At 46.8% G+C, this 24,567-nt stretch carries 24 protein-coding genes; 1 reads left to right on the top strand and 23 read right to left on the bottom strand.

Translation table 11 applies throughout. The annotated features are described in order from the left end of the window. Positions 1 to 131: 131 nt before the first annotated feature. From pnp to tsaB, 22 genes are all read right to left on the bottom strand, one after another. Positions 132 to 2,249: a polyribonucleotide nucleotidyltransferase gene (gene pnp / locus BKB51_RS18185; protein ID WP_085902542.1), complete on the bottom strand. Its 2,118-nt coding sequence runs from the start codon at positions 2,247 to 2,249 to the stop codon at positions 132 to 134. Between the two features lie 276 nt (positions 2,250 to 2,525). Beyond that, positions 2,526 to 2,795, bottom strand: a complete 270-nt coding sequence (gene rpsO / locus BKB51_RS18190) for a 30S ribosomal protein S15 (RefSeq protein WP_047764175.1) — start codon at positions 2,793 to 2,795, stop codon at positions 2,526 to 2,528. 35 nt (positions 2,796 to 2,830) lie between these two features. After that, a complete protein-coding gene (gene truB, locus BKB51_RS18195) occupies positions 2,831 to 3,760 on the bottom strand; it encodes a tRNA pseudouridine(55) synthase TruB (RefSeq protein ID WP_085902543.1) in 930 nt (309 codons plus the stop codon). Continuing rightward, a complete protein-coding gene (rbfA, locus tag BKB51_RS18200; RefSeq protein WP_085902544.1) occupies positions 3,760 to 4,212 on the bottom strand; it encodes a 30S ribosome-binding factor RbfA in 453 nt (150 codons plus the stop codon). Before rbfA ends, truB begins: the two co-directional genes overlap by 1 nt. Before the next feature lie 28 nt (positions 4,213 to 4,240). Beyond that, positions 4,241 to 6,919 (bottom strand): translation initiation factor IF-2, encoded by a 2,679-nt coding sequence (infB, locus tag BKB51_RS18205; protein ID WP_085902545.1) that lies wholly within the window; start codon positions 6,917 to 6,919, stop codon positions 4,241 to 4,243. After that, positions 6,916 to 7,596: an RNA-binding protein gene (locus BKB51_RS18210; RefSeq protein WP_085902546.1), complete on the bottom strand. Its 681-nt coding sequence runs from the start codon at positions 7,594 to 7,596 to the stop codon at positions 6,916 to 6,918. The genes infB and BKB51_RS18210 overlap by 4 nt, the downstream gene beginning before the upstream one ends. A 23-nt stretch (positions 7,597 to 7,619) precedes the next feature. Next, complete coding sequence (nusA, locus tag BKB51_RS18215) at positions 7,620 to 9,164, bottom strand: transcription termination factor NusA (protein WP_085902547.1); 1,545 nt, start codon at positions 9,162 to 9,164, stop codon at positions 7,620 to 7,622. A 124-nt stretch (positions 9,165 to 9,288) separates the two neighbouring features. Then, on the bottom strand, positions 9,289 to 9,834 hold the full coding sequence (gene rimP, locus BKB51_RS18220) for a ribosome maturation factor RimP (RefSeq protein WP_245813301.1): 546 nt from the start codon (positions 9,832 to 9,834) through the stop codon (positions 9,289 to 9,291). 266 nt (positions 9,835 to 10,100) lie between these two features. After that, positions 10,101 to 10,808 (bottom strand): tRNA (guanosine(46)-N7)-methyltransferase TrmB, encoded by a 708-nt coding sequence (gene trmB / locus BKB51_RS18225; protein WP_085902548.1) that lies wholly within the window; start codon positions 10,806 to 10,808, stop codon positions 10,101 to 10,103. Positions 10,809 to 10,836: 28 nt separating this feature from the next. Next, a complete protein-coding gene (metK, locus tag BKB51_RS18230) occupies positions 10,837 to 12,009 on the bottom strand; it encodes a methionine adenosyltransferase (RefSeq protein WP_085902549.1) in 1,173 nt (390 codons plus the stop codon). Positions 12,010 to 12,231: 222 nt separating this feature from the next. Beyond that, a complete protein-coding gene (locus BKB51_RS18235) occupies positions 12,232 to 12,714 on the bottom strand; it encodes a helix-turn-helix domain-containing protein (RefSeq protein ID WP_047764168.1) in 483 nt (160 codons plus the stop codon). A 102-nt stretch (positions 12,715 to 12,816) separates the two neighbouring features. Next, positions 12,817 to 14,427: an apolipoprotein N-acyltransferase gene (gene lnt / locus BKB51_RS18240; protein ID WP_085902550.1), complete on the bottom strand. Its 1,611-nt coding sequence runs from the start codon at positions 14,425 to 14,427 to the stop codon at positions 12,817 to 12,819. 5 nt (positions 14,428 to 14,432) lie between these two features. Continuing rightward, positions 14,433 to 15,374 (bottom strand): hemolysin family protein, encoded by a 942-nt coding sequence (locus tag BKB51_RS18245; protein ID WP_085902551.1) that lies wholly within the window; start codon positions 15,372 to 15,374, stop codon positions 14,433 to 14,435. Then, on the bottom strand, positions 15,367 to 15,993 hold the full coding sequence (gene ybeY / locus BKB51_RS18250) for an rRNA maturation RNase YbeY (protein ID WP_198946795.1): 627 nt from the start codon (positions 15,991 to 15,993) through the stop codon (positions 15,367 to 15,369). Before ybeY ends, BKB51_RS18245 begins: the two co-directional genes overlap by 8 nt. 38 nt (positions 15,994 to 16,031) lie before the next feature. After that, positions 16,032 to 17,075 carry a PhoH family protein gene (locus BKB51_RS18255; RefSeq protein WP_198946796.1) on the bottom strand — a complete coding sequence of 348 codons (1,044 nt, stop codon included), beginning with the start codon at positions 17,073 to 17,075 and terminating at the stop codon, positions 16,032 to 16,034. After that, positions 17,072 to 18,478: a tRNA (N6-isopentenyl adenosine(37)-C2)-methylthiotransferase MiaB gene (gene miaB / locus BKB51_RS18260; protein ID WP_179188626.1), complete on the bottom strand. Its 1,407-nt coding sequence runs from the start codon at positions 18,476 to 18,478 to the stop codon at positions 17,072 to 17,074. The genes BKB51_RS18255 and miaB overlap by 4 nt, the downstream gene beginning before the upstream one ends. A 71-nt stretch (positions 18,479 to 18,549) precedes the next feature. After that, a complete protein-coding gene (locus tag BKB51_RS18265; protein WP_085902553.1) occupies positions 18,550 to 19,386 on the bottom strand; it encodes a lysophospholipid acyltransferase family protein in 837 nt (278 codons plus the stop codon). 1 nt (position 19,387) lies between these two features. Further along, complete coding sequence (locus BKB51_RS18270) at positions 19,388 to 20,206, bottom strand: GNAT family N-acetyltransferase (protein ID WP_085902554.1); 819 nt, start codon at positions 20,204 to 20,206, stop codon at positions 19,388 to 19,390. Between the two features lie 70 nt (positions 20,207 to 20,276). Next, positions 20,277 to 20,699: a Fur family transcriptional regulator gene (locus BKB51_RS18275; RefSeq protein ID WP_085902555.1), complete on the bottom strand. Its 423-nt coding sequence runs from the start codon at positions 20,697 to 20,699 to the stop codon at positions 20,277 to 20,279. 127 nt (positions 20,700 to 20,826) lie between these two features. After that, positions 20,827 to 21,240: a Ros/MucR family transcriptional regulator gene (locus tag BKB51_RS18280; RefSeq protein WP_085902556.1), complete on the bottom strand. Its 414-nt coding sequence runs from the start codon at positions 21,238 to 21,240 to the stop codon at positions 20,827 to 20,829. A gap of 166 nt (positions 21,241 to 21,406) precedes the next feature. Next, positions 21,407 to 21,865, bottom strand: coding sequence for a ribosomal protein S18-alanine N-acetyltransferase (gene rimI / locus BKB51_RS18285; protein ID WP_085902557.1), 459 nt, complete (start codon positions 21,863 to 21,865; stop codon positions 21,407 to 21,409). 8 nt (positions 21,866 to 21,873) lie between these two features. Beyond that, positions 21,874 to 22,575: a tRNA (adenosine(37)-N6)-threonylcarbamoyltransferase complex dimerization subunit type 1 TsaB gene (gene tsaB, locus BKB51_RS18290; protein WP_085902558.1), complete on the bottom strand. Its 702-nt coding sequence runs from the start codon at positions 22,573 to 22,575 to the stop codon at positions 21,874 to 21,876. A gap of 195 nt (positions 22,576 to 22,770) precedes the next feature. Between tsaB and BKB51_RS18295 the strand changes: the two genes are divergently transcribed. Then, a complete protein-coding gene (locus tag BKB51_RS18295; protein ID WP_085902559.1) occupies positions 22,771 to 23,847 on the top strand; it encodes a polysaccharide deacetylase family protein in 1,077 nt (358 codons plus the stop codon). Between the two features lie 83 nt (positions 23,848 to 23,930). Here BKB51_RS18295 and BKB51_RS18300 read toward each other — a convergent pair whose 3' ends face one another. Then, positions 23,931 to 24,494, bottom strand: a complete 564-nt coding sequence (locus tag BKB51_RS18300) for a NifU family protein (RefSeq protein ID WP_085902610.1) — start codon at positions 24,492 to 24,494, stop codon at positions 23,931 to 23,933. Between the last annotated feature and the right edge of the window lie 73 nt (positions 24,495 to 24,567).

Raw genomic sequence — 24,567 nt, forward strand, 5'->3', positions numbered from 1 at the left:
AATAAAAAACGGACAATCTTTTTACAAGATCGTCCGTTTCTTAATACCTGCTTTTTATGACAGGTCAATTACCAGTTTACATGGCGTAGTAGGTCCAGTTTATCCCTGGACTTCCTAACCAGTCAGAAGACTTATTCTTCGTCTTCCTGACCTTCAAGATCTTCACCGGTTTCTTGGTCAACACGTTTCATGGAAAGTTTAACCTTACCACCGCGTTCGATACCGATACATTTGACCTTAACCATGTCGCCTTCGTTTACAACGTCAGTCACTTTGCCAACACGACGATTTTCCAATTCAGAAATATGAACAAGACCGTCACGTGCACCCATGAAGTTCACGAAAGCACCGAAGTCAACACAGCGAACGACTTTACCGTCGTACACAACACCAACTTCTGGCTCGGCAACAATTGATTTAATCCAATCAACAGCCGCATCGCCTGCTTCTTTATCAACAGCAGCAACCTTGATTGTACCGTCATCTTCGATGTCAATCTTGGCGCCCGTTTCTTCAGTGATTTCACGGATAACTTTACCGCCAGTACCAATAACTTCGCGGATTTTATCTTTTGGAATGCTGAATGTGGTGATGCGCGGTGCGTGCTCGGAAACGCCTTCACGACCAGATGTAAGGGCTTTCGCCATTTCACCCAGAATATGAATACGACCATCATGTGCCTGCTCCAGGGCAACCTTCATGATTTCCTGTGTGATGGATGTGATTTTGATATCCATCTGCAGAGCAGTCACACCGTTTTCAGTACCGGCGACTTTAAAGTCCATATCCCCAAGGTGATCTTCATCACCTAGAATGTCAGAAAGAACAGCAAAATCATCGCCTTCTTTAATCAGACCCATCGCAATACCAGCAACTGGTGATTTCAATGGAACACCTGCATCCATCAACGCAAGGGAAGAACCACAAACTGTCGCCATAGAGGAAGAACCGTTAGATTCAGTGATCTCTGAAACCACACGCATTGTGTATGGGAAATCTTCTTTTGTTGGAAGCAATGGGCGAATCGCACGCCAAGCAAGTTTACCATGACCAATTTCACGACGACCTGGGCCGCGAAGGAAGCCAGCTTCACCAACTGAATATGGAGGGAAGTTATAATGTAGCAAAAAGTGCTCACGATAACTGCCTTCAAGCTGATCGATAATCTGCTCGTCTTGTCCAGTACCCAATGTAGAAGTCACAAGCGCCTGAGTTTCACCACGCGTAAAGAGTGCTGAACCGTGTGTTAGCGGAAGTTTACCAACTTCAGAAACAATCGGACGAATCTGTTTGGTGTTACGACCATCGATACGCATGCTTGTCTTTAAGATGCTACCGCGAACAACTTCAGCTTCCAGCTTTTTGAACAGACCGCCAGCAATCGCTGCTTCGTCTTCTTCCAAGCCTTCCAAAGCTGCTTGTTTAACCGCAGCAATGTTTACCTGACGCTGCAGTTTTTCCTGCTCGCCATAAGCTTCTGTGAATTTATCAAGAATGCCACCAGCAATCAGTTTTTCTTTCACAGCTGCCACGGCAGGATCTACAGGTGCAAGTTCACGAGGATCTTTTGCACACTCTTCAGCCAACTCAATAATAGCATTGATCACAGGCATCATCTGTTCATGACCAAAAGCAACAGCGCCAAGCATAATTTCTTCGGACAGCTCTTTTGCTTCTGATTCGACCATCAACACACCTTCGTGTGTACCGGCAAGCACAAGATCAAGATCCATGTTTTCGTAGTCTTGCATCAGCGGATTAAGAACATATTCATCGTTCTCGTAACCAACGCGACAGCCACCAATTGGGCCAAGGAATGGAAGACCAGAGATTGTCAGTGCTGCAGAAGCACCAACCATAGCAACGATATCAGGATCGTTCTCAAGATCATGACTGATAACAGTACAGATAACCTGAGTTTCGTTTAGATATCCATCAGCAAAAAGCGGACGAAGTGGACGGTCAATCAGACGAGAAACCAAGGTTTCTTTTTCAGATGGACGTGCTTCACGTTTAAAGAAGCCACCTGGTATCTTACCTGCGGCGTATGTTTTTTCCTGATAGTTTACTGTCAGTGGGAAAAAGTCCTGACCTGGTTTTACGCTACGTGCGCCAACAGCTGTACAAAGTACAACAGTGTCACCGTAAGTTGCCAATACTGCACCGTCAGCCTGACGTGCAATCTGACCAGTTTCCAGCTTAAGGGTACGACCACCCCATTCAATTTCTTTAGTGTAGATGTTAAACATCAGTTTTCCTTATTATGACGGGCCGGCTTCTTTTATTTTGCCGGGCCTACGAAAGCTGTCCGCTCAATTGAACAGCTTACGCAGGACCGGCGCAGACCTGACATTGCCCCGACCCCCGAAACAATATCAAATAACTATTCAACTCATGGCCCAGTTCTTGGATTAGCGAGAAAAGCTCTCACATTCCAGTTCTGGCTACTCCTTGAATAGACGTACACCCGGCCAACAGGAATGATATTCGCTGTGGACCGGGTGTCACATGAAACTTCCTTTGCCTTAGCGGCGAAGGCCGAGACGTTTAATCAGAGCATCATAACGGCCCTGATTTTTCTTTTTGGTATAGTCCAGCAGACGACGACGCTGACCAACCATCCCAAGAAGACCACGACGGGAATGGAAATCCTTTTTATGATCTTTCAGGTGTTCAGTCAGGTTGTTGATACGCTCAGATAGAATAGCTACCTGTACTTCTGGAGAACCAGTATCACCTTCAACAGTTGCGAACTCTTTGACGAGTTCCTGCTTACGCTCAGCCGTAATCGACATCGCTTTTCCTTCTTTAAAAGCTATCTAGGAAAACCCTAGAGATTTAAAACACGTACTGATCTCACCTCACCTTTTTCAAATCGGGCCAGAGCAACGGGAGTTCCATTTTCTGTTGCCAGAAAAACATCGCCGTTAACTAAGTCTCCAATCCGGTCAAGGTCATGTCGCGTTATCATAGATAACACCTGCCCCTGACGAAGGCGGGTTGCTTCAGCTTCTGATAAGGCCAACGCCGAGATGTCGTCCAGCGCGGTCTCTACCGGGAGCAAAAGCCCGTCGGCAGCGGGACTATGCCCGATCTCTTCAAGAGATTCCAGTGAAATCGCATGTTCTAGAGTAAAGGGTCCTACGCGTGTACGTCGTAGCTCGATTACATGCGCACAAGTCCCCAGTGCCTTGGCAAGGTCACGCCCCAAAGAACGGATATACGTTCCTTTACCGCAATCGACCTCAAACTCGGCGACATCCTCGTTGCGCATGTCGATTAAATCAAACCGACTAATATGCACAATACGGGACTTTAGCTCGAACTCTTCATCTCCATCACGCGCAAGATCGTAAGCTCTCTTTCCATCAACTTTAATTGCTGAATAGCGCGGTGGTACTTGTTCCACATCGCCAACAAAATTTGCAAGAGCTTGAAGTATATCTTCTTTTACAGGGCGTACTGGACTGATTTCAATAACTTCGCCCTCGCGATCTTCTGTAGAGGTCGCTTCCCCCCACTTAACCGCAAAGCGATAGGTTTTACGCCCATCCATTGCATAGGATACTGTTTTGGTTGCCTCACCAAATGCCAAGGGAAGCAAACCACTGGCCAAGGGATCAAGCGTTCCGCCATGCCCCACTTTCTGAGCATTAAGAGCTCGTCTGGCCTTGCCAACCAATTGTGTAGAAGAAAGTCCAAGAGGCTTGTCCAAAACAAGCCATCCATGGATAGGAAGACCTTTTTTCTTACGGGCCATCAGCTGTCCGCTTCGTCATCCCCGGCTTGCGAATCGATCAACGCATCATCGTCATCGTGACGCAGATCCTGCTGAACACTATCACTTTGCAGCAACGTATTGATTTTGGCAGCTTCATCAAATGAAGTATCCGGTTCGAAACCAATCCTAGGGCAACTTCTCAATCGCAGCATATGGCTTAATTCACGCCGGAAAAATCCATTCGCTTTATTCAACGATTTTGTCACTGCTTCAAGATCTGCCCCACCCAAAGGCACAACAAAAGCTGTCGCATTCTTCAGATCAGGACTAATGCGCACTTCTGAAATAGTGATAATCACACTTTCCAGGTTCGGATCATTAAAGCTTGTCCGGTTCAATATCTCAGACATCGCGTGGCGAATTTCTTCGCCCACGCGTAACTGTCTTTGACTTCTGGGTGTACCACTGCGGTTTTTATTATTGGAACTCATATCATCCCTTTATCGCTGACGAGAGCTACTATAGCTCTCGTGCGATTTCTTCGATGACGTAACACTCAATCTGATCACCCACTTGAATGTCTGAATAGTTTTCAAAGGCCATACCACATTCGTAGCCTTCTTTCACTTCCTTCACTTCGTCTTTAAAGCGACGCAAAGTTTTCAGCGCACCATCATGGATAACCACGTTATCGCGTAGCAAGCGAACTTTAGATCCACGTTGAACTGAACCCTCGGTGATCATGCAACCCGCAATCTTACCAACCTTGGTAATATTGAAGACTTCGCGGATCTGAGCATAACCAGTGAACTTCTCACGCTGTTCAGGCTCAAGAAGGCCGCTCATCGCTGCTTTCACATCATCCACGACGTTGTAGATAATGGAATAATAACGAATATCAACGTTTTCGCGACGTGACATTTCACGTGCCTGCGGGTTTGCACGAACGTTAAAGGCAATAACGAATGCACCCGTAGACTGAGCCAGGGTAATATCTGATTCGTTAATCGCACCAACGCCAGTGTGAAGAATGTTCACCTTAACTTCGTCAGTGTTCATTTTCTGCAAGCTTGTTGCGATGGCTTCCATAGAACCGTGTACGTCAGCCTTGACGATAACCGGAAGTTCTTCCGCTTTGCCTTCTTTCAGCTTGGCAAGCATCTGTTCCAGAGAACCACGACCAGCTGCTGCGGCAGCAAGATCTTTTTTCTTCTGCTCACGATATTCAGCAATTTCACGAGCTTTGGCATCGGTATCAACAACAACAAAATCATCGCCGGCACTCGGTGTACCGTTTAGACCCAACACCTCGACAGGAAGTGACGGCCCAGCAGAATTCACCTTCTGACCGCGTTCGTTTGTCATGGCACGAACACGACCCCACTCGCTACCTGTTACAAAAATATCACCAATATTCAGCGTACCTTTTTGAACAAGCACAGTCGCGACAGAACCACGGCCCTTATCAAGCTTGGCTTCAATCACAGCACCAATAGCAGCACGATCAGCATTTGCTTTCAGTTCAAGCAATTCAGCCTGGAGCATGATGGCTTCTTCAAGCTTATCGATACCCATCTTTGTTTTAGCTGACACTTCAACAGTCTGGATTTCACCACCCATGTCTTCGACAATCAGCTCGTGCTGTAGCAATTCCTGCTTAACACGATCAGCATTCGCTTCGGGTTTATCCATTTTGTTGATCGCAACAATGATCGGCGCATCAGATGCTTTAGCGTGGTTAATCGCTTCGACAGTCTGTTCCATAATGCCATCATCACCGGCAACGACCAGAACAACGATATCCGTTACAGTCGCACCACGCAGACGCATTTCAGTAAAGGCGGCGTGACCCGGTGTATCCAGGAAGGTGATCTTGTTACCAGAGGCAAGGTTCACCTGATAGGCACCAATGTGCTGGGTAATACCACCGGCCTCACCACGGACAACGTCCGCAGAACGAATGGCGTCCAACAAAGATGTCTTACCGTGATCCACGTGGCCCATGATGGTAACAACAGGAGAGCGAGTTTGTTGCTCTTCATCGGTCTCATCCTGATTACCGAGAATACCTTCTTCAACATCCGCCGCAGTAACACGTTTGATTGTGTGACCAAGTTCCTGAACAACAATTTCCGCAGTGTCAGCATCGATCGTCTGATTGATCGTTGCCATCACACCAAGCTTCATGAGCTGTTTGATAACTTCAGTCGCACGTTCGGCCATACGGTTCGCCAGTTCCTGAACTGTAATTGTTTCAGGCAGGATAACTTCACGTAAAACTTTGGTCGGCGCTGCGCGATTACCACCACGCTCTTGTTGAAGCTTCTTCTGACGGCGGCGCTTAACAGACGCCAATGAACGTTGACGCCCATCATTATCTGAAGTCGCACTGGATATAGTTAGTTTGCCTTTATTACGGCGATCGCCAGTGGCCTCTTTTTTATCAGTAGCCTGCTTTGGAACAAAGGTAGGTTTGTTCCCTTGCTTAACACGACCACCAAGTTCATTTGCAATAGCTTCCCCAACGGATGCTGGTGCAACATTAGGCTTTTTCTTTGGTCTTGGCTTTGGTTTAGCAGAACGAGGATCAGGCGCACGCTCAGCAGCTTCGCGCTTCTTGCGAGCTTCCGTGGTTACACGTGCAGCAACTTTGGCTTCTTCTTCTGCTTTTTCCATTGAACTTTTAGTGTTTTCGGCTCGAGCAGTAGCAGCTTCGGCTTTTACGCGCTCAGCTTCTTCCGCAGCGAGACGCGCATCTTCTTCAGCTTGAATAGCAGCTTTACGTTTGTTTTCTTCTTCCAGACGCTTTTGCTCTTCTTCCACAGCCTGCTTCTTGCTTTCTTCAGCTTCACGTGCAGCCGCTAGGACCTGCATACGTTTTGCTTTTTCAGCATTTGTCAGATCATCATGCGGTGCCACAGGCTTTGCTGCTTTCTTTGGCGCAGCAGGTGCCTTTTTCTCTGGCTCCGGCGCTTCGGTCAGGCTTGGCTCTGGCGTCGTAACTTCAGCCATGCGCCCACTCTCACCGCGCTCGAATGTGCGGCTACGTTTTACTTCCACAGTAACGGATTTAGACCGCCCATGGCTAAAACTCTGCTTAACCTGGCCGGTTTCTACAGTTTTCTTCAACTCAAGCGTATTCGGCCGGCTTAATGTCAGCGGCTTTTTGCTCTTACTGGTGTCCTTGCTCGAGGTCATTCTTTCAGGCGTCCACTTACTTTTTTGGCGGGATGTCCCGCAATTCCTCTTACAGCTAACAACCGCGCCACATCAGCGGCGAACCTATCAGCGATTCCACTCGGTCTAAGCGCTACATGTACCCAGGTATCCCGGCCTAGCGCTTGCCCTAGCTCATGCCCGGTAAAGGTTTCGTTTATCGGCAAGTCGGGATCAATAGCCCTGGCCAATGCACGAATTTTACCGCGCCCATCTTCTGCCGCATCGGCGGCTTGTACAAGTATCTTGACGTTCCCTGAAGAAAGCCAAGCTTTCGTTTTTTCAAACCCTGCTACTAAATGTCCTGCACGTTTTGCCAGACCAAGAGCATCAAGGCAACGTTTCGTTAGCTGCGCGTCAAGTTGCTCGATCAAATCATCGGGCACTTTGACCTTCGCTTTAGCCGAACGAGCGAATAATTGTTTATGACACGCTTTCTCTACCATATCCCGGCTTGGAGACAACCAGATTCCGCGTCCCGGCAGTTTTCCGAATAAATCCGGCACCACATTTCCGTCCGGCCCGATCACAAATTTCAACAGGGCCGACTGAGGGAAAAGATCACCAGAAGCGATACAGCGTCTTTCAGGCTCGCTCTTCCGCTTCTTTCTAACCTTCTTCTTTCCCTCAGTTTTTTTTGTCGTTACAGACTTAACCAAAGTATCTAATCCTCTGGCTTTATCTATTCACTCGCCTCAACAGGCTCAGAAGCAGCTGCATCTTCATCTGCAAACCAGTGTGCACGTGCTGCCATGATGATTTCATTAGCTTTATCTTCTGAAATTGCAAGCTCTTCACCAAGCATCTCAACAAGCTCATCACCAGCCAAGTCAGCCAGATCGTCCAACGTCTTAACGCCTTGCTCACCCAAGTGAACAACCTGTTCGGAAGTGAGACCATCAACAGACATCAAATCATCCTGAACACCCAGGTTCTGACGAGATTCTTCAAGCTCTTTCTCGTGTGCTTCAAGGTAAGTACGGGCACGATTACGAAGTTCTTCAGCGATATCTTCGTCAAAGCCCTCAATCGCGGCAAGCTCATCAACAGGAACGTATCCAACCTGCTCAACGCTTTCAAAACCTTCGGCAACAAGAAGATGGGAAATCACATCATCAACATCAAGTGCATCCATGAAGTTTTGAGAACGCTGTTTGATTTCTTCCTGACGACGACGAGATTCCTCTTCGTCGGTCATGATATCAATATCCCAACCTGTCAGGATAGAAGCCAAGCGCACGTTCTGACCACGACGACCAATTGCAAGAGACAGCTGATCATCTGGAACAACAACTTCAATACGCTTTGAATCTTCGTCCAGAACGACTTTGGAAACTTCGGCAGGAGCCAAAGCGTTCACAACAAATGTCGCAACATCTGGAGACCAGGGAATAATGTCAATTTTCTCACCCTGAAGCTCTGTCACGATTGCCTGAACACGGCTACCACGCAAACCAACACAGGCTCCGACAGGATCAATTGATGCATCTTCAGAAAGAACAGAAATCTTGGCACGGCTTCCCGGATCACGGGCAACTGCTTTAATCTCAATTACGCCATCATAGATTTCCGGCACTTCCTGCGAGAAGAGTTTCGCCATGAACTGTGGATGGGAACGTGATACAAAGATCTGTGGTCCGCGAGGCTCTTCGCGTACGTCATAGATATATGCGCGAACACGATCACCATTACGGAAGTTTTCACGCGGCAGTGTTTCATCACGACGCATAATGGCTTCGGCTTTACCCAGGTCAACAGTAACATTGCCAAACTCGTTCCGCTTGACAACACCGTTGATAACTTCACCAACACGGTCTTTATATTCACGGAACTGTCTGGCGCGTTCTGCATCGCGAACTTTTTGCACAATAACCTGTTTTGCGGTCTGCGCAGCAATACGACCAAGATCGATTGGCGGAAGCTCATCAAAGAAGAACTCACCAATTTCAATATCAGCCTGACGAACTCGTGCATCTTTGAGTGTTGTTTGTGTCAGTTCGTTCTCAACTTCCTCAACAACCTCTGTATAACGGCGCAGTCTAACTTCACCGGTTTTACGATCAATTTCAGCACGAATATCGCGTTCGTGACCATATTTTGCGCGTCCAGCTTTGGAAATAGCCTGCTCCATTGCATCGAGCACTTCATCGCGCTCAATACTTTTTTCACGAGCAACAGCTTCAGCAACCTGAAGAAGTTCAGTTCTATAAAGAGCAGTCGTTTCCATTTGCCCTCAAATCCTCAATCTATCATGAAAGCCAGAATTATATTCTGTACCATCACTTTACTTGTTTATCCTATAGCGCGGCGTATTCAATACCTCGCTACAACGCATTATTCACAAGCGCGTACTATCCACCCGCTTGTGCTGCAGCAATCAGTTCATCGGTCAAAATAAGCTTTGCGCGCGACATGTCCTGAAAAGCCAGATATACTTCGGCCTCTTCTTCTTCCAGATCAAGATGAATAGCTTCACCTTCAACACCAAGAAGACGCCCTTTAAAACGTCTGCGCCCATCAACGTTTATCAACATTTCAATCCTGGCATCAAAGCCGGCAAAGCGCTGAAAATCCGACAAGCGTGTTAATGGACGATCTATACCAGCGGAACTTACTTCCAGACGAAAAGCGCCGGAGATAGGATCTTCCACATCCAAAAGAGCCTCAATCGCGCGGCTGATATCTGAACAGTTATCAACTGTCATGATCTCGGTCAGATCACTATGCTCAGCCATCACCTGCAGCGTTTTGCGCTCATCGCCACCTGTAATCATAACACGAACGATATCAAAGCCCATAGACGCCAGAGTCGGGGCTATAATCTGCTCTATCTGGGCAGCTTTACCGTCACTCGTTTTGGCAAGAAGAGGTATCGTACCTCCTTTAGCGTCTAACAATAACTCATCTCCGTTTGCATATGCGTCCGTTTTATGTTTTTGGTTATGCCCTTGATATAAAGACAAAAAACAATAAAAGACGCTGAATTTAGATACAAAAAATGGGCCTTAAGGCCCGCTTTCAAAACTTCGATGTAGCGGGCTACAACAAAGTGTGTCCCGGGCGCACTGTAACCTCAGCCCCATTACAGTGCAAGCGCTTTTCTGAAACACCAGAAAAAGCGCAATTTAGCACACATTTAAACAATAGCAGTATCTTGAAGAATTTATGCCCGTGGCACTCTTTTGAAACGTAGATACCCTGGTTTGAGACCTTTTTTCAGGGCCTTTTCTTCATACCGGGTTTTAGGCCAGTCATCTGTACGCTGGTTCCAATCGTCTTTTGATTCAGCTTGCCAGCTAAACAAAGGGTGAGGAACCGTTCTCTCAAGCATCCATTGCAGATAACCCATGTCATCCGTCGCCATACGAAGTTCACCACCGTCTACAAGCAAGTCAGCAAGAAGATCCAGTGTTTCGATCTGGACAATGCGACGCTTGTTATGACGGGCTTTATGCCAAGGGTCAGGGAAAAGAATGAAAACCTTACTCAGGGAATTCTTGGGTAAGAACGGCATCATATCGCGTACATCGCCCCGATAGATACGAACATTCTCGGCACCATTATCATCAAGGTGACCAAGTAAGCTGGCTACCCCATTAATAAAGTACTCGGCCCCGATCAGATTAACATCAGGATTGTGTTCTGCCTGCCAGGCCAAATGCTCGCCGCCGCCAAAACCGATTTCAAGCCATGTTTCATGGCCGGATCGCCCGAACATGTCATCCAGATTATAAGGGATGATGTTTTCTGGATCCCCCAGCGCTATCTGGATTTTTGGCAGAACTGTCTCAACAAGCTCTGTCGCTTTTTTTCGCAGAGGGCGACCCTGTCGTCGGCCATAAAAAGTACTACGCTTAACAGGATCGCTCATCTTCTTTACTCTACGTCTTCTTCAGCTCTTAAAGATTAAAAGCTGACTTAAGGTTATCCACAAGATCAAGGCGCTCCCATGAGAAGCCTCCATCATCTTCCGGACGACGGCCAAAGTGGCCATAAGCAGCTGTACGCGCATAAACAGGCTTGTTCAAAGCCAGATGCTCGCGAATACCGCGCGGAGAAAGATCCATGATATCCATAAGGATAGCTGGAAGCTTCTGCTCATCAACCTGGCCTGTGCCATGAGTATTCACATAAAGTGAAAGCGGTTTGGACACACCAATTGCGTAAGAAACCTGAATTGTACAACGCTCGGCAAGGCCAGCACCAACAACATTCTTCGCAAGATAGCGCGCTGCATAAGCAGCTGAACGGTCAACCTTGGTCGGGTCTTTACCAGAGAAAGCACCACCACCGTGCGGTGCAGCACCACCGTATGTATCAACGATAATCTTACGGCCAGTAAGACCAGCATCGCCATCAGGACCACCAATAACAAAGCGGCCTGTTGGATTCACATAAAATTCATCATCAGAACACATCCAGCCCTGTGGAAGCTCTTTTTCGACGTGACGGCGGACGATTTCACGAATCTGATCGCTATCCATACCCTCAGCATGCTGAGTAGACACAACCACAGACGTCGCACGAACAGGTTTGCCGTCGACATATTCCAGCGTAACCTGGCTTTTCGCATCTGGTCCCAAGCCTGGCTCTTCACCAGAGTGGCGGACATCAGCCAAGGAACGTAAAATATTATGCGAATAAAAAATTGGTGCAGGCATGTAACCATCGGTTTCCTTACAGGCATAACCGAACATAATACCTTGGTCACCAGCACCTTCGTCTTTATTACCAGCGGCATCAACGCCCTGGGCGATATCCACGGACTGCTCATGGATGAAATTCTGTACATCCATGTTTTTCCAATGAAAACCGTCTTGTTCATAGCCAATGTCACGAACAGCCTGACGAGCCACTTCTTCAATAACGTCAGGCGTCACTGAAGCAGGACCACGAACTTCACCGGCCAAAACGATCCGGTTTGTTGTTGCAAGTGTCTCAACCGCAATACGGGACTGCGGGTCGTGAGAGAGGTATAGATCTACGATAGAATCTGATACGCGATCACAAACTTTGTCAGGGTGTCCTTCAGACACGGACTCGCTTGTGAAAAGATAGCTGCCAAGTCGCACGACAACCCCTTTCTATATGATTAATTAAAAAATTGACCGTGGCACCGGAAAATAACGATAATGCGACCCATGCCCGACCAAATGCACTATATAACGCAAAATGCATATAATGCAAAACGCGATCAGGAATGCCTGATCGCGCTCTATAATGCAATGCTTAATTATCGATTCATGCTGAAATCAATCATTAAGCAGATATTTTCTGCAATGTCTTAATAAAACTTAAGAGTTTGCGGCTTCCTCAGAAGCAGTTTCTGCCGCAGTACCCAATGCTTTTGTCATTTCGAAAAGACGTTTGCGCACATGCGGATCAACGATCTTGTAATAAGCCCTGACCAACTCAAGCGTTTCACGCTTCGCCATTGGATCAGCTTCATGAACAAAAGCTTCAACCTTTTCTTCACTCATTTCGCGCAAGCGAACGGGTGACTGCGAAGCAACTTCATCAGGCATATCCGCAAAGAAATAACCAACCGGTACCTCGAGAACACGAGCCAAGTCATATAAACGACTGGCGCCAACACGGTTTGCCCCACGCTCGTACTTTTGAACTTGCTGGAAAGTCAGACCAATAGCTTCGCCAAGCTTTTCCTGACTCATACCAAGAAGCGTCCGACGCAATCGGACTCTGCTGCCGACATGAACGTCAACAGGATTTGGTTTGCCTTTACCACGAACTGGTTCGTTTTCTTGTACTCGACCCATAATTCCACTCTTTCTAAACTGCACACAAGCAACCATCTATACGAGTATATTTATGCATACTATCGTATGTAGTCAACTTATTTCTTACAAAAGAGTGTATTTTTAGGGTCGCCCTCCGCTTTTTCGCCTGATTACCAGTGGTAGCAGCAAGAGAGCGATCAGTATCAACACAGAGAAATTGCCAATGATAGAAAACAACGTTTTCCCTGATACTTTTTTAGGTAACCCAGTATCAACAATGCCCTTTTCTCCTAAACCAAGGCTCTTAACAACACGCCCATAAGGATCGATCGAGGCTGATATACCCGTATTCGCAACACGAATCACAGGCAAACCCTCTTCGACAGCCCTGAGTTGTGCCATACCAAAGTGCTGATAAGGGCCGCTGGTTATTCCAAACCAGCCATCGTTGGTTGAATTGAGTATCCAATCTGGTCTTTCAGAAGACTTAGCGACAGCGCCGGGGAAGATAATTTCATAACAAATCAACATACTCATCGCAGGAAGGCCTGGAACACTCATTGTTCGAAGCCCTTCACCCGGAGTAAAATCTGAACTACCCGCGGTCATTTTTTTGAGAAAGGGTAGCCAACTTTTCAAAGGCACGTATTCACCAAAAGGAACGAGATGAAATTTGTCGTAAGTATCGACAATTTCGCCACGCCGGTCGAGAACATGCATGGAATTGCGAAAACTCCGTTCAACTCCACCATCAACTGATAGCTCTTCGACTCTTGGAGCCCCTGTGATCAAATACCCTGAAGGCGGGACAACTCTTGAGACAACTGATCGCAGCTCTTTGTCACCAGACAACAAAAATGGTACGGCTGTTTCTGCCCAAATTACATGGGTAATATCTTTAAACCCCTCGCGTGCGCTTAATTGCATTTGCGTAACAATATGCTCACCACGCAAGTCAGGCTTCCATTTATCTTCCTGAGGAATATTGGGCTGAACCAAGCGCATTTTTATGTTGTCAACAAAGGCCTCTGCACCTGTTGACGCCGCACTCAATCGAAAAGCACCATACCCCCAAATCACTAAAGGCATGCACAACACAACAAGTACAAAAGCAACCCGACGCTTCATCTCAGCAAAAGGAAGGCTTTTATCTTCGAACAATACCGAAGCTGCACTGGCAACAAGCAGAGAGAGAACACTAAGCCCCCATACGCCAGTTAAGCTTGCGAACTGAAGCATATGATCAGAGAAGGTCCAGACCGAGCCAATCAGATTCCAAGGAAATCCGGTAAAAATCCAGGACCTCAACCACTCAATAAAAAGCCAGATAGCTGTAAAGGCCAAAACCCGCTCTACCCCCCGGAACTTCAGTCGCCCCATTGCATAGCCAACGAGAAGATGAAAAAGCCCCATGCCTGCGGCTAAAGCAAGAATTGCAAAAGGCATTAACCAGGCATGGCGGGCAGTGTTCACCAAAAAAGCAGCGCCGACCCAATAGAGGCCAACAGCAAAATATCCTGTCCCAAAAGCCCATCCGATAAAGGCAGCCTTTTTCGGAGTTTCAGCCCCCTTCCAGAGCCAAAGCAAGCCAACAAACGCGGGGATCAAAAGAGGGATGAGAAACAAAGGCGCAAAGGCTGTTGCTGATAGTCCGCCCAAGCCGGCAGCAATCGCATAACGCTTCCATCCTGTGATTGATTGCAACTTATCACTCAGGCTATAGATACCAGCCAACCCCCGCCCCATAACCATATCGGCTAGCCTTCTTCTTGTTCTTCGCTATCTGTTAGCGTGTTCTTCCATACCTTCAAACGCTTGATTCTGCGCGGATCTGCGTCCAATACCTCGAACATAACCGCGGTTTCTTCATGTTCGATCAACTCACCTCGTGCAGGCACCCGATCTGCAAGCCAAAAAACAACACCACCAAGCGTGTCGATATCTTCGTCACGCTCTTCATCTGTCAGAATGGGGCCAATTTTCTCTTCCAACTCACCTATTGGGCAACGTGCGTCAGCGATGAATGAGCCGTCCGGGCGTGGATATAGCCTCGGTCCTTCATCAGTGTCATGCTCATCCTCTATCTCGCCGACGATCTCTTCAACAAGATCTTCAATGGTTACAAGGCCATCGATACCACCAAATTCGTCAACGATCAGCGCCATGTGGACGCGCGACATACGCATCTCCAGAAGCAAATCAATGGCTCGCATGGAAGGGGCAATGATTAAAACACGGCGTACGATGCTGGCAAGATTGGGGTTACGAGCACCTTTGGAATATTCCAAAACGTCCTTGATATGAACCATACCAATGACATCGTCCAAGGTTTCGCGGAACACCGGCAGCCTTGAATGGCCTGCACGGCTCATCATATCAATCAAATCGCCGATGGATGTATCCAGATCCACAGCAATAATGTCAGCCCGAGGCACCATGACATCAGAACAGGTCAGATGTCGAAGCTTGAGGATATTTCCGAGCATAACGCGCTCGTCTTCACCAATCGGCGTAGATGACGCCGCCTCGTCTTCACTGCCTTCAATCTCTTCAATGATCTCTTCCATCGTCTCGCGAAAACTGGAATCGCCATTTTTAAATCCAAAGCTGCGTGTTAACCAATTCCATAGTCCGCCGCGCGACGATGCCTCTGCATCCTGGTCGCGCAGCGATTTACTATTACCCGATATTTCACTCATCTATCGCACCCTCAACAAATCGCTTGTCACCAAGCTCATAAGGGTTTCCAACGCCAAGCCTATTCAAAATATCTACCTCAAGCCCTTCCATCTCAAACGCATCATCATCGTCAATATGATCATACCCCAGTAAGTGCAAAACACCATGCACCAAAAGATGCGTGAAATGATCTTCCAGTCTTTTAGATTGCTCATTTGCTTCTAAAATCAAGGTTTCCAGAGACAAAACTATATCCCCAAGAGGCAAAACACCGCGTTGAGAGGCCAAATCTGCCTCATCCGGGTCATCCAAAGTAGAGAAAGACAACACATTTGTAGGTTTGTCTTTACCGCGATATTCCTTGTTTAATGCCTGAACAGAAACATCGTTTGCAAGAACAACAGATAATTCCGCTTCCGAAATTAACGTTGTCTCAGACGAAGAAGGCTCAGCAGAAAATCCGGCAAAGACATAAGAGGCAATTACAGCCCGATGGATAAGTGCCTGATAATGAGGGAGCTTATCAGCCCACTGAGATTCTCTCAGCTCAACAGCAACCTCGAGTCCCGAAGACATAAAAGATACACCTTCATCACTCAAAGACCGCTCCATAGCTTCGGTCATGATAAGGTCAGACACTTCTCGGAACCTTTGAAATCAGGTAAATCTCTGGCTTATCAGCCATCAAAGAAATCTCTTTCTTCTCCATCGCCCTTGTTCTGACGATTATCATAGGCACGTACAATTTTTGTAACCAACTCATGCCGAACAATATCTGCATGAGCAAACTGAACAAAGCCCACCTCTTCCAACTTGGCAAGAGTATGTGACGCATCCCGAAGTCCGGACAATTGCCCTTTTGGCAGATCCACCTGTGACATATCACCCGTCACGACCATGCGAGAACGCTCGCCAAGTCGAGTCAGGAACATTTTCATCTGCACAGGGGTCGTGTTCTGGGCCTCGTCAAGAATAACGAAGGCATTCGACAGTGTTCGCCCACGCATAAAGGCAAGAGGTGCAATCTCGATCTCGCCGTTTTCCAATCGGCTCATGACCTGATCCGAAGGCAGCATATCGTGAAGCGCATCATAAAGCGGACGCAGATAAGGATCGACCTTATCCTTCATATCTCCAGGCAAAAAGCCCAGACGTTCACCGGCCTCAACAGCAGGGCGAGAGAGAATAATGCGCTCAACATCCCCGTTCAGCAAAAGGGAAACCCCATAGGCAACCGCCATGTAGGTTTTCCCCGTTCCGGCAGGCCCGACACCAAACACCAACTCATGACGTTGCATTGCCTTGATATAAGCTGCTTGTCCGGGAGACCGGGGGTTAAGGCGTCTTTTACGGGTAACAATCGCCAGCTCATCCCCATGTGTTGATTCTACCGCTTTTTCGGTTTCATCAACATCCGGTGTTATTTGCGCCATGCGAACAACGGCATCAACCTCGCCATCGCCAACATCCAGACCCTTTTGCAATCGTTCGTACAATGCTTTTAAAACAACCTTTGCTGTCGCTACAGAATCTTTACTACCGCTTATTGATACTTGATTTCCACGCGAAGCGAGATCCACATCAAGGTGCTGTTCCAATCGAACTAGATGCTGATCATGTTCCCCATAAAGCATGGGGAGAAGGCTATTATCATCAAACTCAATTAATTTATTCTGCCGTGTACCACGGGCGGCTTGTCCGTTACGAGCTCTGGCTGTCAAATGCGTCCCTCCATTCCGGCTTTGGCATGTTCCATATTATGCGCGTCAAAAACGCCAAAGTCACCTGTTACTACTGAACCTGTTAAAGAATTTGGTTTTGCTGTTTCAATTTTGACATCAACAATTTGCCCCATCAGGCGCTCTGGCGCCTGTACAAAGACAGACTGCATATAAGGACTACGTCCACCCAGTTGACCTGCTTCACGACCTTTACGTTCAATTAGAACCGAAAGTGTTTTCCCGATCATACTTTGATTAAACGCCATTTGCTGCGCATTGAGCAGTTCCTGTAACATTGCAAGACGTTTCGACTTAACATCTTCCGGGACCTGCGCATCAATACCAGCAGCCGGTGTTCCCGGACGCGGGCTATATTTGAAAGAATAGGCCTGAGCATAATTAATATCAGTAACCAAACGCAGTGTATCAGCAAAATCCTGATCACTTTCGCCCGGAAAACCGACAATAAAGTCAGATGACAGCGCCAGCTCAGGACAGGCATCCCGAAGCTTATCGATTACCCGGCGATATTCATCGCCAGTGTGTTTGCGATTCATCATTTCCAATATGCGGTCAGAGCCACTTTGGATCGGCAAATGAAGATACGGCATCAATTCAGATAGATCACGATGGGTTTCGATAAGCTCATCATCCATATCATTTGGGTGTGAGGTAACGTAGCGAAGGCGCTCAATACCATCAACGTCTGCTAGTTCTCTGAGCAGACGCCCCAAACGCCACGTTTTGCCGTCGGCTGCTTCGCCGTGGAAACCGTTCACATTTTGCCCAAGCAACGTAATCTCACGCGTTCCATTGGCAACCAGACGTTTGGCTTCATCAACAATCGCGGTTACCGGGCGTGAAAATTCAGCACCGCGGGTATAGGGAACAACACAGAAAGTACAGAACTTGTCACAACCTTCCTGCACAGAGAGAAAAGCAGAAGGACCATGTGTCTGGCTTTCTTCAGGCAAAAAGTCAAATTTGGATTCTACGGGAAAATCCGTATCGGAAATTCCTCGACCAGAAGTATTGCCCAGCGCCTTGGTGACCATTTCAGGCAGCCGATGATAGGTTTGCGGACCAAACACCATATCGACCTGTTTCGCACGGCGTAAAATCTCTTCACCTTCAGCCTGCGCCACACAACCGGCGACACCAATCAGCATGCGATCACCATCGGATTCGCGCTTTTCTTTGAGCCGTCTGAGCTGGCCAAGTTCAGAAAAGACCTTTTCAGAAGCCTTTTCACGGATATGGCAAGTATTGAGAATAACCATGTCCGCCGTATCGGGGCTATCCACAGTCTTGTATCCCAAAGGGGCCAGAACATCTGTCATACGAACAGTATCATAGACGTTCATTTGACAGCCATAGGTCTTAATATAGAGCTTTTTCGCCAACGTAATTACCAATTCAGCCTAGCATCATATTCGGTATATTTATGAATAAACCGTTCTGACACCTTGTTAAATTACCATCTGTTGGGATTTGAAGCTATCTGTAATCGCTGCCCTCTCAGAGCATCAGAAACACCACCCGACACTGCCTTATGACAATGACTGGCCATCGCTTTCCGATTGGCGAAAAAACTCGCTTCTACTGGCTCCAGGAACTCAACCTCGACAGTTAAAACCCCCATCGCCAGCGCATGCCATAAATGCCCGGGCAATTCCATATCACCATACCAAGCATAAAAAGGACGCCATAAGCGGCCCATCGGCATACCATCCAACCGGGTGTATGTAATAGAGATTGGCTGAACCAGCAAGGGGCTATCGTTTTCGGATGCCTGGGCAACTGAAAAGAGAGCCGATTTAAAAGGCAACACCCGGGTACCGTCGCTTGACGTTCCCTCGGGAAATAAAATCAGATCACGCCCATTCCCAAGACGCTTCGCCATGTTATCGCGACTTTCGCTGGATTTATGTCGGCGGCGCTGAATAAAAACTGTGCCGGATAGCTTGGCAAGCCAGCCAAAAAACGGCCAATTACCAACCTCGGACTTCGCAACGAAGTGCCCGTCAATCAAACTACCCAGAATAGAAATATCCAGATAGGAAACATGGTTGGATACATAGAGTGTCGGCTGTCGCGTACTTTGCTGTCCACGGGTGACGATCTTGATACCATTCAAGAAACAGGTCGCGTTGTGATACCACAGAGGCAGTTTATACCGTCCCGGCAACCGCAGCAGCAAAAGCAAAAGTTGTAGCGGCATCAAAGCCAAAGTGAAAAGGACATACACAACCAAACGGCAAGAGGCTCTTAAATCAGATCCCAAACCAGAAGCTACAGCGATGTCCGACATATCATGCTACCTGTTGTGCTGCATTGTCCGTTTCACGGCGATAGTGTTTATAGTACTTGTCTGTCACCCGGCTTGTTTCAACAATCACACAAACATCCGTGGTGCCAAACTGTTCATCAATCACGGCGCCATCTCCGATAACACCACCAAGCCTTAGATACCCCTTAATCAAAGGCGGTAGCTCTTTAATGGCTGCCTTGGGATCAATCTGATCCGCAGGCATAAGATTCATGGAACTAAATCTTTCCGGCAGCGCTTTGGGGCGGATGGCAGTCTCTGCCAAGTGATTATGATAGAGATACGATAAAGGCAGTTTCATTTGCTCTGGATCAATGCCATGCAAACTTGCGCAACCAAACATATACCGAATATCATAGGTGAAAACATACTGGGCAATACCACGCCACAAAAGCTGCATTGTCGAACCACGCCGATACTCCTGATCGATACAGGATCGGCCCAATTCAAGAATTTCTCCATCAAAATTCAGCAATTTCTCCAGATTAAATTCATCGACAGAATAAAACTGCCCGCGCTTTTCCGCACCTTCACGACGCATTACACGATAGGTGCCAACAACAGCCTCGGGCCCTGTCCCTTTCTCATTGTCGAAAACAAGCAAATGATCGCAGAAAGGATCAAAGCTATCAAAGTCCCGACTCTGGGCTTCCATCTCTGGTGTGGGTTGAGCGGAATTCTCGCGATAAAAAATATCATATCGCAGATTCTGCGCGGCCAAAACTTCCCGTTCGCTTTCGGCCAAACGGATCGTGAGTTGTCCCGCAGTTACATCGACGGGTCGTGAATTACCCTCATTCATGCTCAGCGTGTTCCCTGGAAATAGACATGGCGAATTTAAACATGGCGAGGACTGTGCCAGAAAATTGTGTCTATTTTATTGCACTACAGCCTTCACGAACAGCATAAAGTTCAAGGCGGTGATCGACCAGTCGATAACCAAGCTTTTGCGCCATTTTACTCAAGAGCTCATGAATCTCATCATCAGAAAATTCCAACACTTCACCTGAATTCACATCAATCAGGTGATCGTGAACTTGCTCCGTTGCTTCTTCGTAACGGGCACGCCCATCGCCAAAATCATGTCGTTCCAGTATGTTAGCTTCTTCAAACAGTTTTACTGTCCGATAGACTGTCGCAATAGAAATCTTCGAGTCTAGTTTGGAAGCACGGTGATAAACCTGTTCCACATCAGGGTGATCCGTAGAATCAGAAAGAACCCTTGCGATAACTCTTCGCTGTTCGGTCATTTTCAGACCTTTTTCAGCACAAAGAACTTCCAGTTTTGATGCCATAATTACCCTGAAGTCGTCGTTAATGAATACGGTTACTTTTTTGAATAATTCTAATTTACACAAAATGCGCTACCGAGAAAAGCCCGATAGCGCATTTTTTAAGACATATCAGTTCAAAGAAATTTGATTACTTTGTTCTGTTTGCTTTTGTCCCCAAGCCAATCTGTTTTGCCAAAGAACTACGCTGTTTCGCATAGTTAGGGGCAACCATTGGATAGTCTTGTGGCAAGCCCCAACGTTCGCGATATTCTTCCGGCGTCATGTTGTAAGCCGTTTTCAAGTGACGCTTAAGCATTTTGAGCTTTTTACCGTCTTCCAGACAGACAATGAATTCCGGTGTAATGGATTTTTTAACGGATACAGCAGGTGTTGGCCGCTCAGGTTCTTTTTTCTCTTCCTGACCCAAGGTAGACAGGGTGCCATATACCTCGCGAATTAATTGAGGCAAATCTGACATTGCAACAGAATTGTTGGAAACATGTGCAGAAACAAGACTCGTAGTAAGCTCTACTAATTCTAATGAGGAGTTATCTTCAGACATAGTATGACTGTTCTTTCCCAATACAAAGTTATCTTATAATGATCAAAATATTATTTAGTTCATAACATACCAGTAAGTGAATTAAAGTTATTTTATGTAACTTTCAAGTTAGTTCGCATAAAATATTTATGATTATGGTGTCTATGCTAAGAATTTCTTGAAGGTTTTAAATATCCACAGACATAACAACTGCATCAACGGCAGTTCCATCAGATTTGTGGTAGTATTTGGATCTCCGTGCAATTTCAGAAAACCCCATCGCCCGATAAAGAGAAAGCGCAACGATATTTTCTTCGGAAACTTCTAAAAACACCTTATTAACAGATGCTTGACGAAATATTTCAAACATCTCGAGTATTATCTTCTTGGCAAACCCCAGTCCCCTTGAGCTCGGATCAACACAAAAGGTCAATATTTCAGCTTCGCCGACAACTTCTTGCCAAAGAATAAAACCAACCGGTTTTTCATCATGACAATAGATCAAGCCACTATTGGCTTTCTGAACAAGTATTGCCGAAATATCCTTGGCTTTCCACGCAGAAGAAGAAAATGACCTCAGGTGCATTTCAGCCAACAGGTCTGCATGCTCAACACCGCACTGAATTATTTTTTCAGAGCTGCTCATAGCATCATCTAGAAAGTCGTTTTGTCTTTGGGTAACGACACATCCGGAGCCCGCAAATACAAAGGTTCAACAGATTGTTTTTCCTGCTCAAAAAGTTTCTGCTCCAAAGCGCACCGTAACAAGTTCCCGGCATCCGCATTGGCAGAGGCTTTAGAGAAATTAATCGAACGCCCTGCCGTTTTCAAATCTTCAGCCACCTGATCAACGCCATCGCCGACCAGCAATAGATTACCATCAGGTAGCTGATCATTAAGATTCTCGGGAAGCGAAGCAAACGGCGCTGTCAAAGGCACGAGTTTTGAATCAAAACTTTGAACAAATAAATCTGCACGTTTGGCATCTATTACAACAACGATTTGTGTATCAACACCTTTTTCATCAACAGGGACATCACGGGCCAACACTTCAAAGTTATTAACCCCGACAAGTGATTTGTTACAGGCAAGAGCAAACCCTTGAGCCGCTGCCAAACCAATTCGAACACCCGTAAAACCGCCAGGGCCTGTTGTAACCGCAAAACCATCCATATCCATCAGATCTTTGCCCGTTTCTGCCAACAAGTCTTGCACAATCGGCAAAAGGCGTTCGGACTGTCCCCGTCGCATGGGCTCTACTCGAGAAGCCAGAACATGGCCTTTGTCGATAATCGCAACGGAGCAAGAAGATCCCGCAGTATCCAAACCAAGTAACAATGAACTATCAGCACGCATTATCGCGAAATCATCCCTTTGACACTCAAGTTAACTTAGCCCATAGCATAGGCAAAATAACATAATGGCTTATATCCGTGATCTGGCTTTGTTACAATTAAAGACAATCATTGATGATACCTTAATGATATTGCGCTAACCAATTGGCCAATATCAAAGCAACACTGACAGACAAAGAAATAGAAATAACCCCCTATGTTTAACCTGAAACGCTTTCAATTATTTTATCTTATCCTTACCGTCATCACAGGTATCATCGGCTTTCAAAAGGCAGTCTTTTCACAAGACAATGAAACAACAGGTGAAGCCAAAAATGGCGCTGTCGTTGTTATGTACCAACGCTTTGGAGAAACCCGATACCCGACAACCAGCACGTCGATATCAACATTAACGAGCCACATCCAGGAACTTCAAGACAGTCGCTACAATATCTTACCTCTCTCAAATATCGTAGATGCCATCACACAGAATCTGCCGCTGCCAGAGCGTGCGATTGCGATCACTATCGACGATGCCTATATTTCTTTCTATGAAAGCGCCTGGCCTGAATTTAAAAAAGCGAACCTTGCGGTCACCCTTTTTGTAACAACATCTGCAGTAGATCAAAACCGGCCCGGTTATATGTCCTGGTCTCAAATAAGAGAGCTAGCCTCGGACCCACTTGTAACAATTGGCAGTCACGCCAACGAACTTCGGCACATTGCGCATTTATCCGTCGAAGAGCAAAAACAGGCAATCGATAAATCCAATCAGACCTTCAGACGGGCTTTAGGAAAACAACCCAATCTATTTGCTTACCCCTACGGTGAAATCAGCAATGGCCTGCAAAGCACCTTGAAAGCAAATGGTTTCAAAGCAGCATTTGGTCAGCATTCTGGCGCTATTGCTCGCAATGCCAACCTTATGTCTTTACCACGCTATCCATTCAATGACCGGTTTGGCCCAATCGACCGCTTCAAACTAGCCATTAACAGTCTGCCGTTGCCAGTCACCGCAGTTTTACCTGAAGATTTAACCCTTAGCGACGCCACTAACCCACCGCTTTTCGGCTTCACAATTGGTCCGGAAATAAAACCTCGTGAAGACGGATCTTATCGCGGACTGAATTGCTACAGCTCGCAAGGAGAGCTATCATTACAGGAACTTGGTGGCGGGCGTATTGAAGTCAGATTAACAGAGCCTTTCAAACAAGGAAGAGCCCGTATTAACTGCACAATGCTTGGCCCAAACGGACGCTGGCGCTGGTTTGGACAACAATATTACATTCCCTGAATGAAAAATATTACCCCATACAAAAAGCCCGGAGCTGAATAATCAACACCGGGCTTTTTGTGTTTTGGAAATCAGTTCAATACCTAAGCACTGGCGCGCACTTCAGATACTTCAGGGATGTAATGACGCAGCATGTTCTCGATTCCCATTTTCAGGGTCGCAGTAGAACTTGGGCACCCTGCGCAGGCCCCTTGCATATGAAGATAAACAATGCCGTTTTCAAAACCGTGGAAAACAATATCGCCGCCGTCTTGTGCAACAGCTGGGCGCACACGCGTATCCAAAAGCTCTTTAATCTGGGACACGATCTCATCATCGTCTTCATCACTTGCTTCAGCATGAGAAGACATTGCTTCAGATGCATCAGTTATAACAGGGCGCCCTGCGGTGAAGTGCTCCATGATTGTGCCGAGAATGGATGGTTTCAAGATGTACCATTCTTTGTCTTCTGCTTTTGTGATCGTAATGAAGTCACCACCAAAAAACACGCCGGTTACACCTTCGATTTCAAACAATCTAAGAGCAAGAGGAGAGTTAGAAGCAGCTTCTTTCGCTTCAAAAAAAGCCGTACCGCCATCAAGCACCGGGCATCCGGGTAAAAACTTTAGCGTGGCCGGGTTTGGCGTCTGTTCTGTTTGGATAAACATATCTTGCTCGTTTAAAATCGGTCTGGGATTGTTGTTCTTATATGTAATCTTATAGGGGCTATTCAAGCCCCTA

It is taken from the genome of Kiloniella majae, from assembly GCF_002118315.1.
Classification (GTDB): Bacteria; Pseudomonadota; Alphaproteobacteria; order Kiloniellales; family Kiloniellaceae; genus Kiloniella; species Kiloniella majae.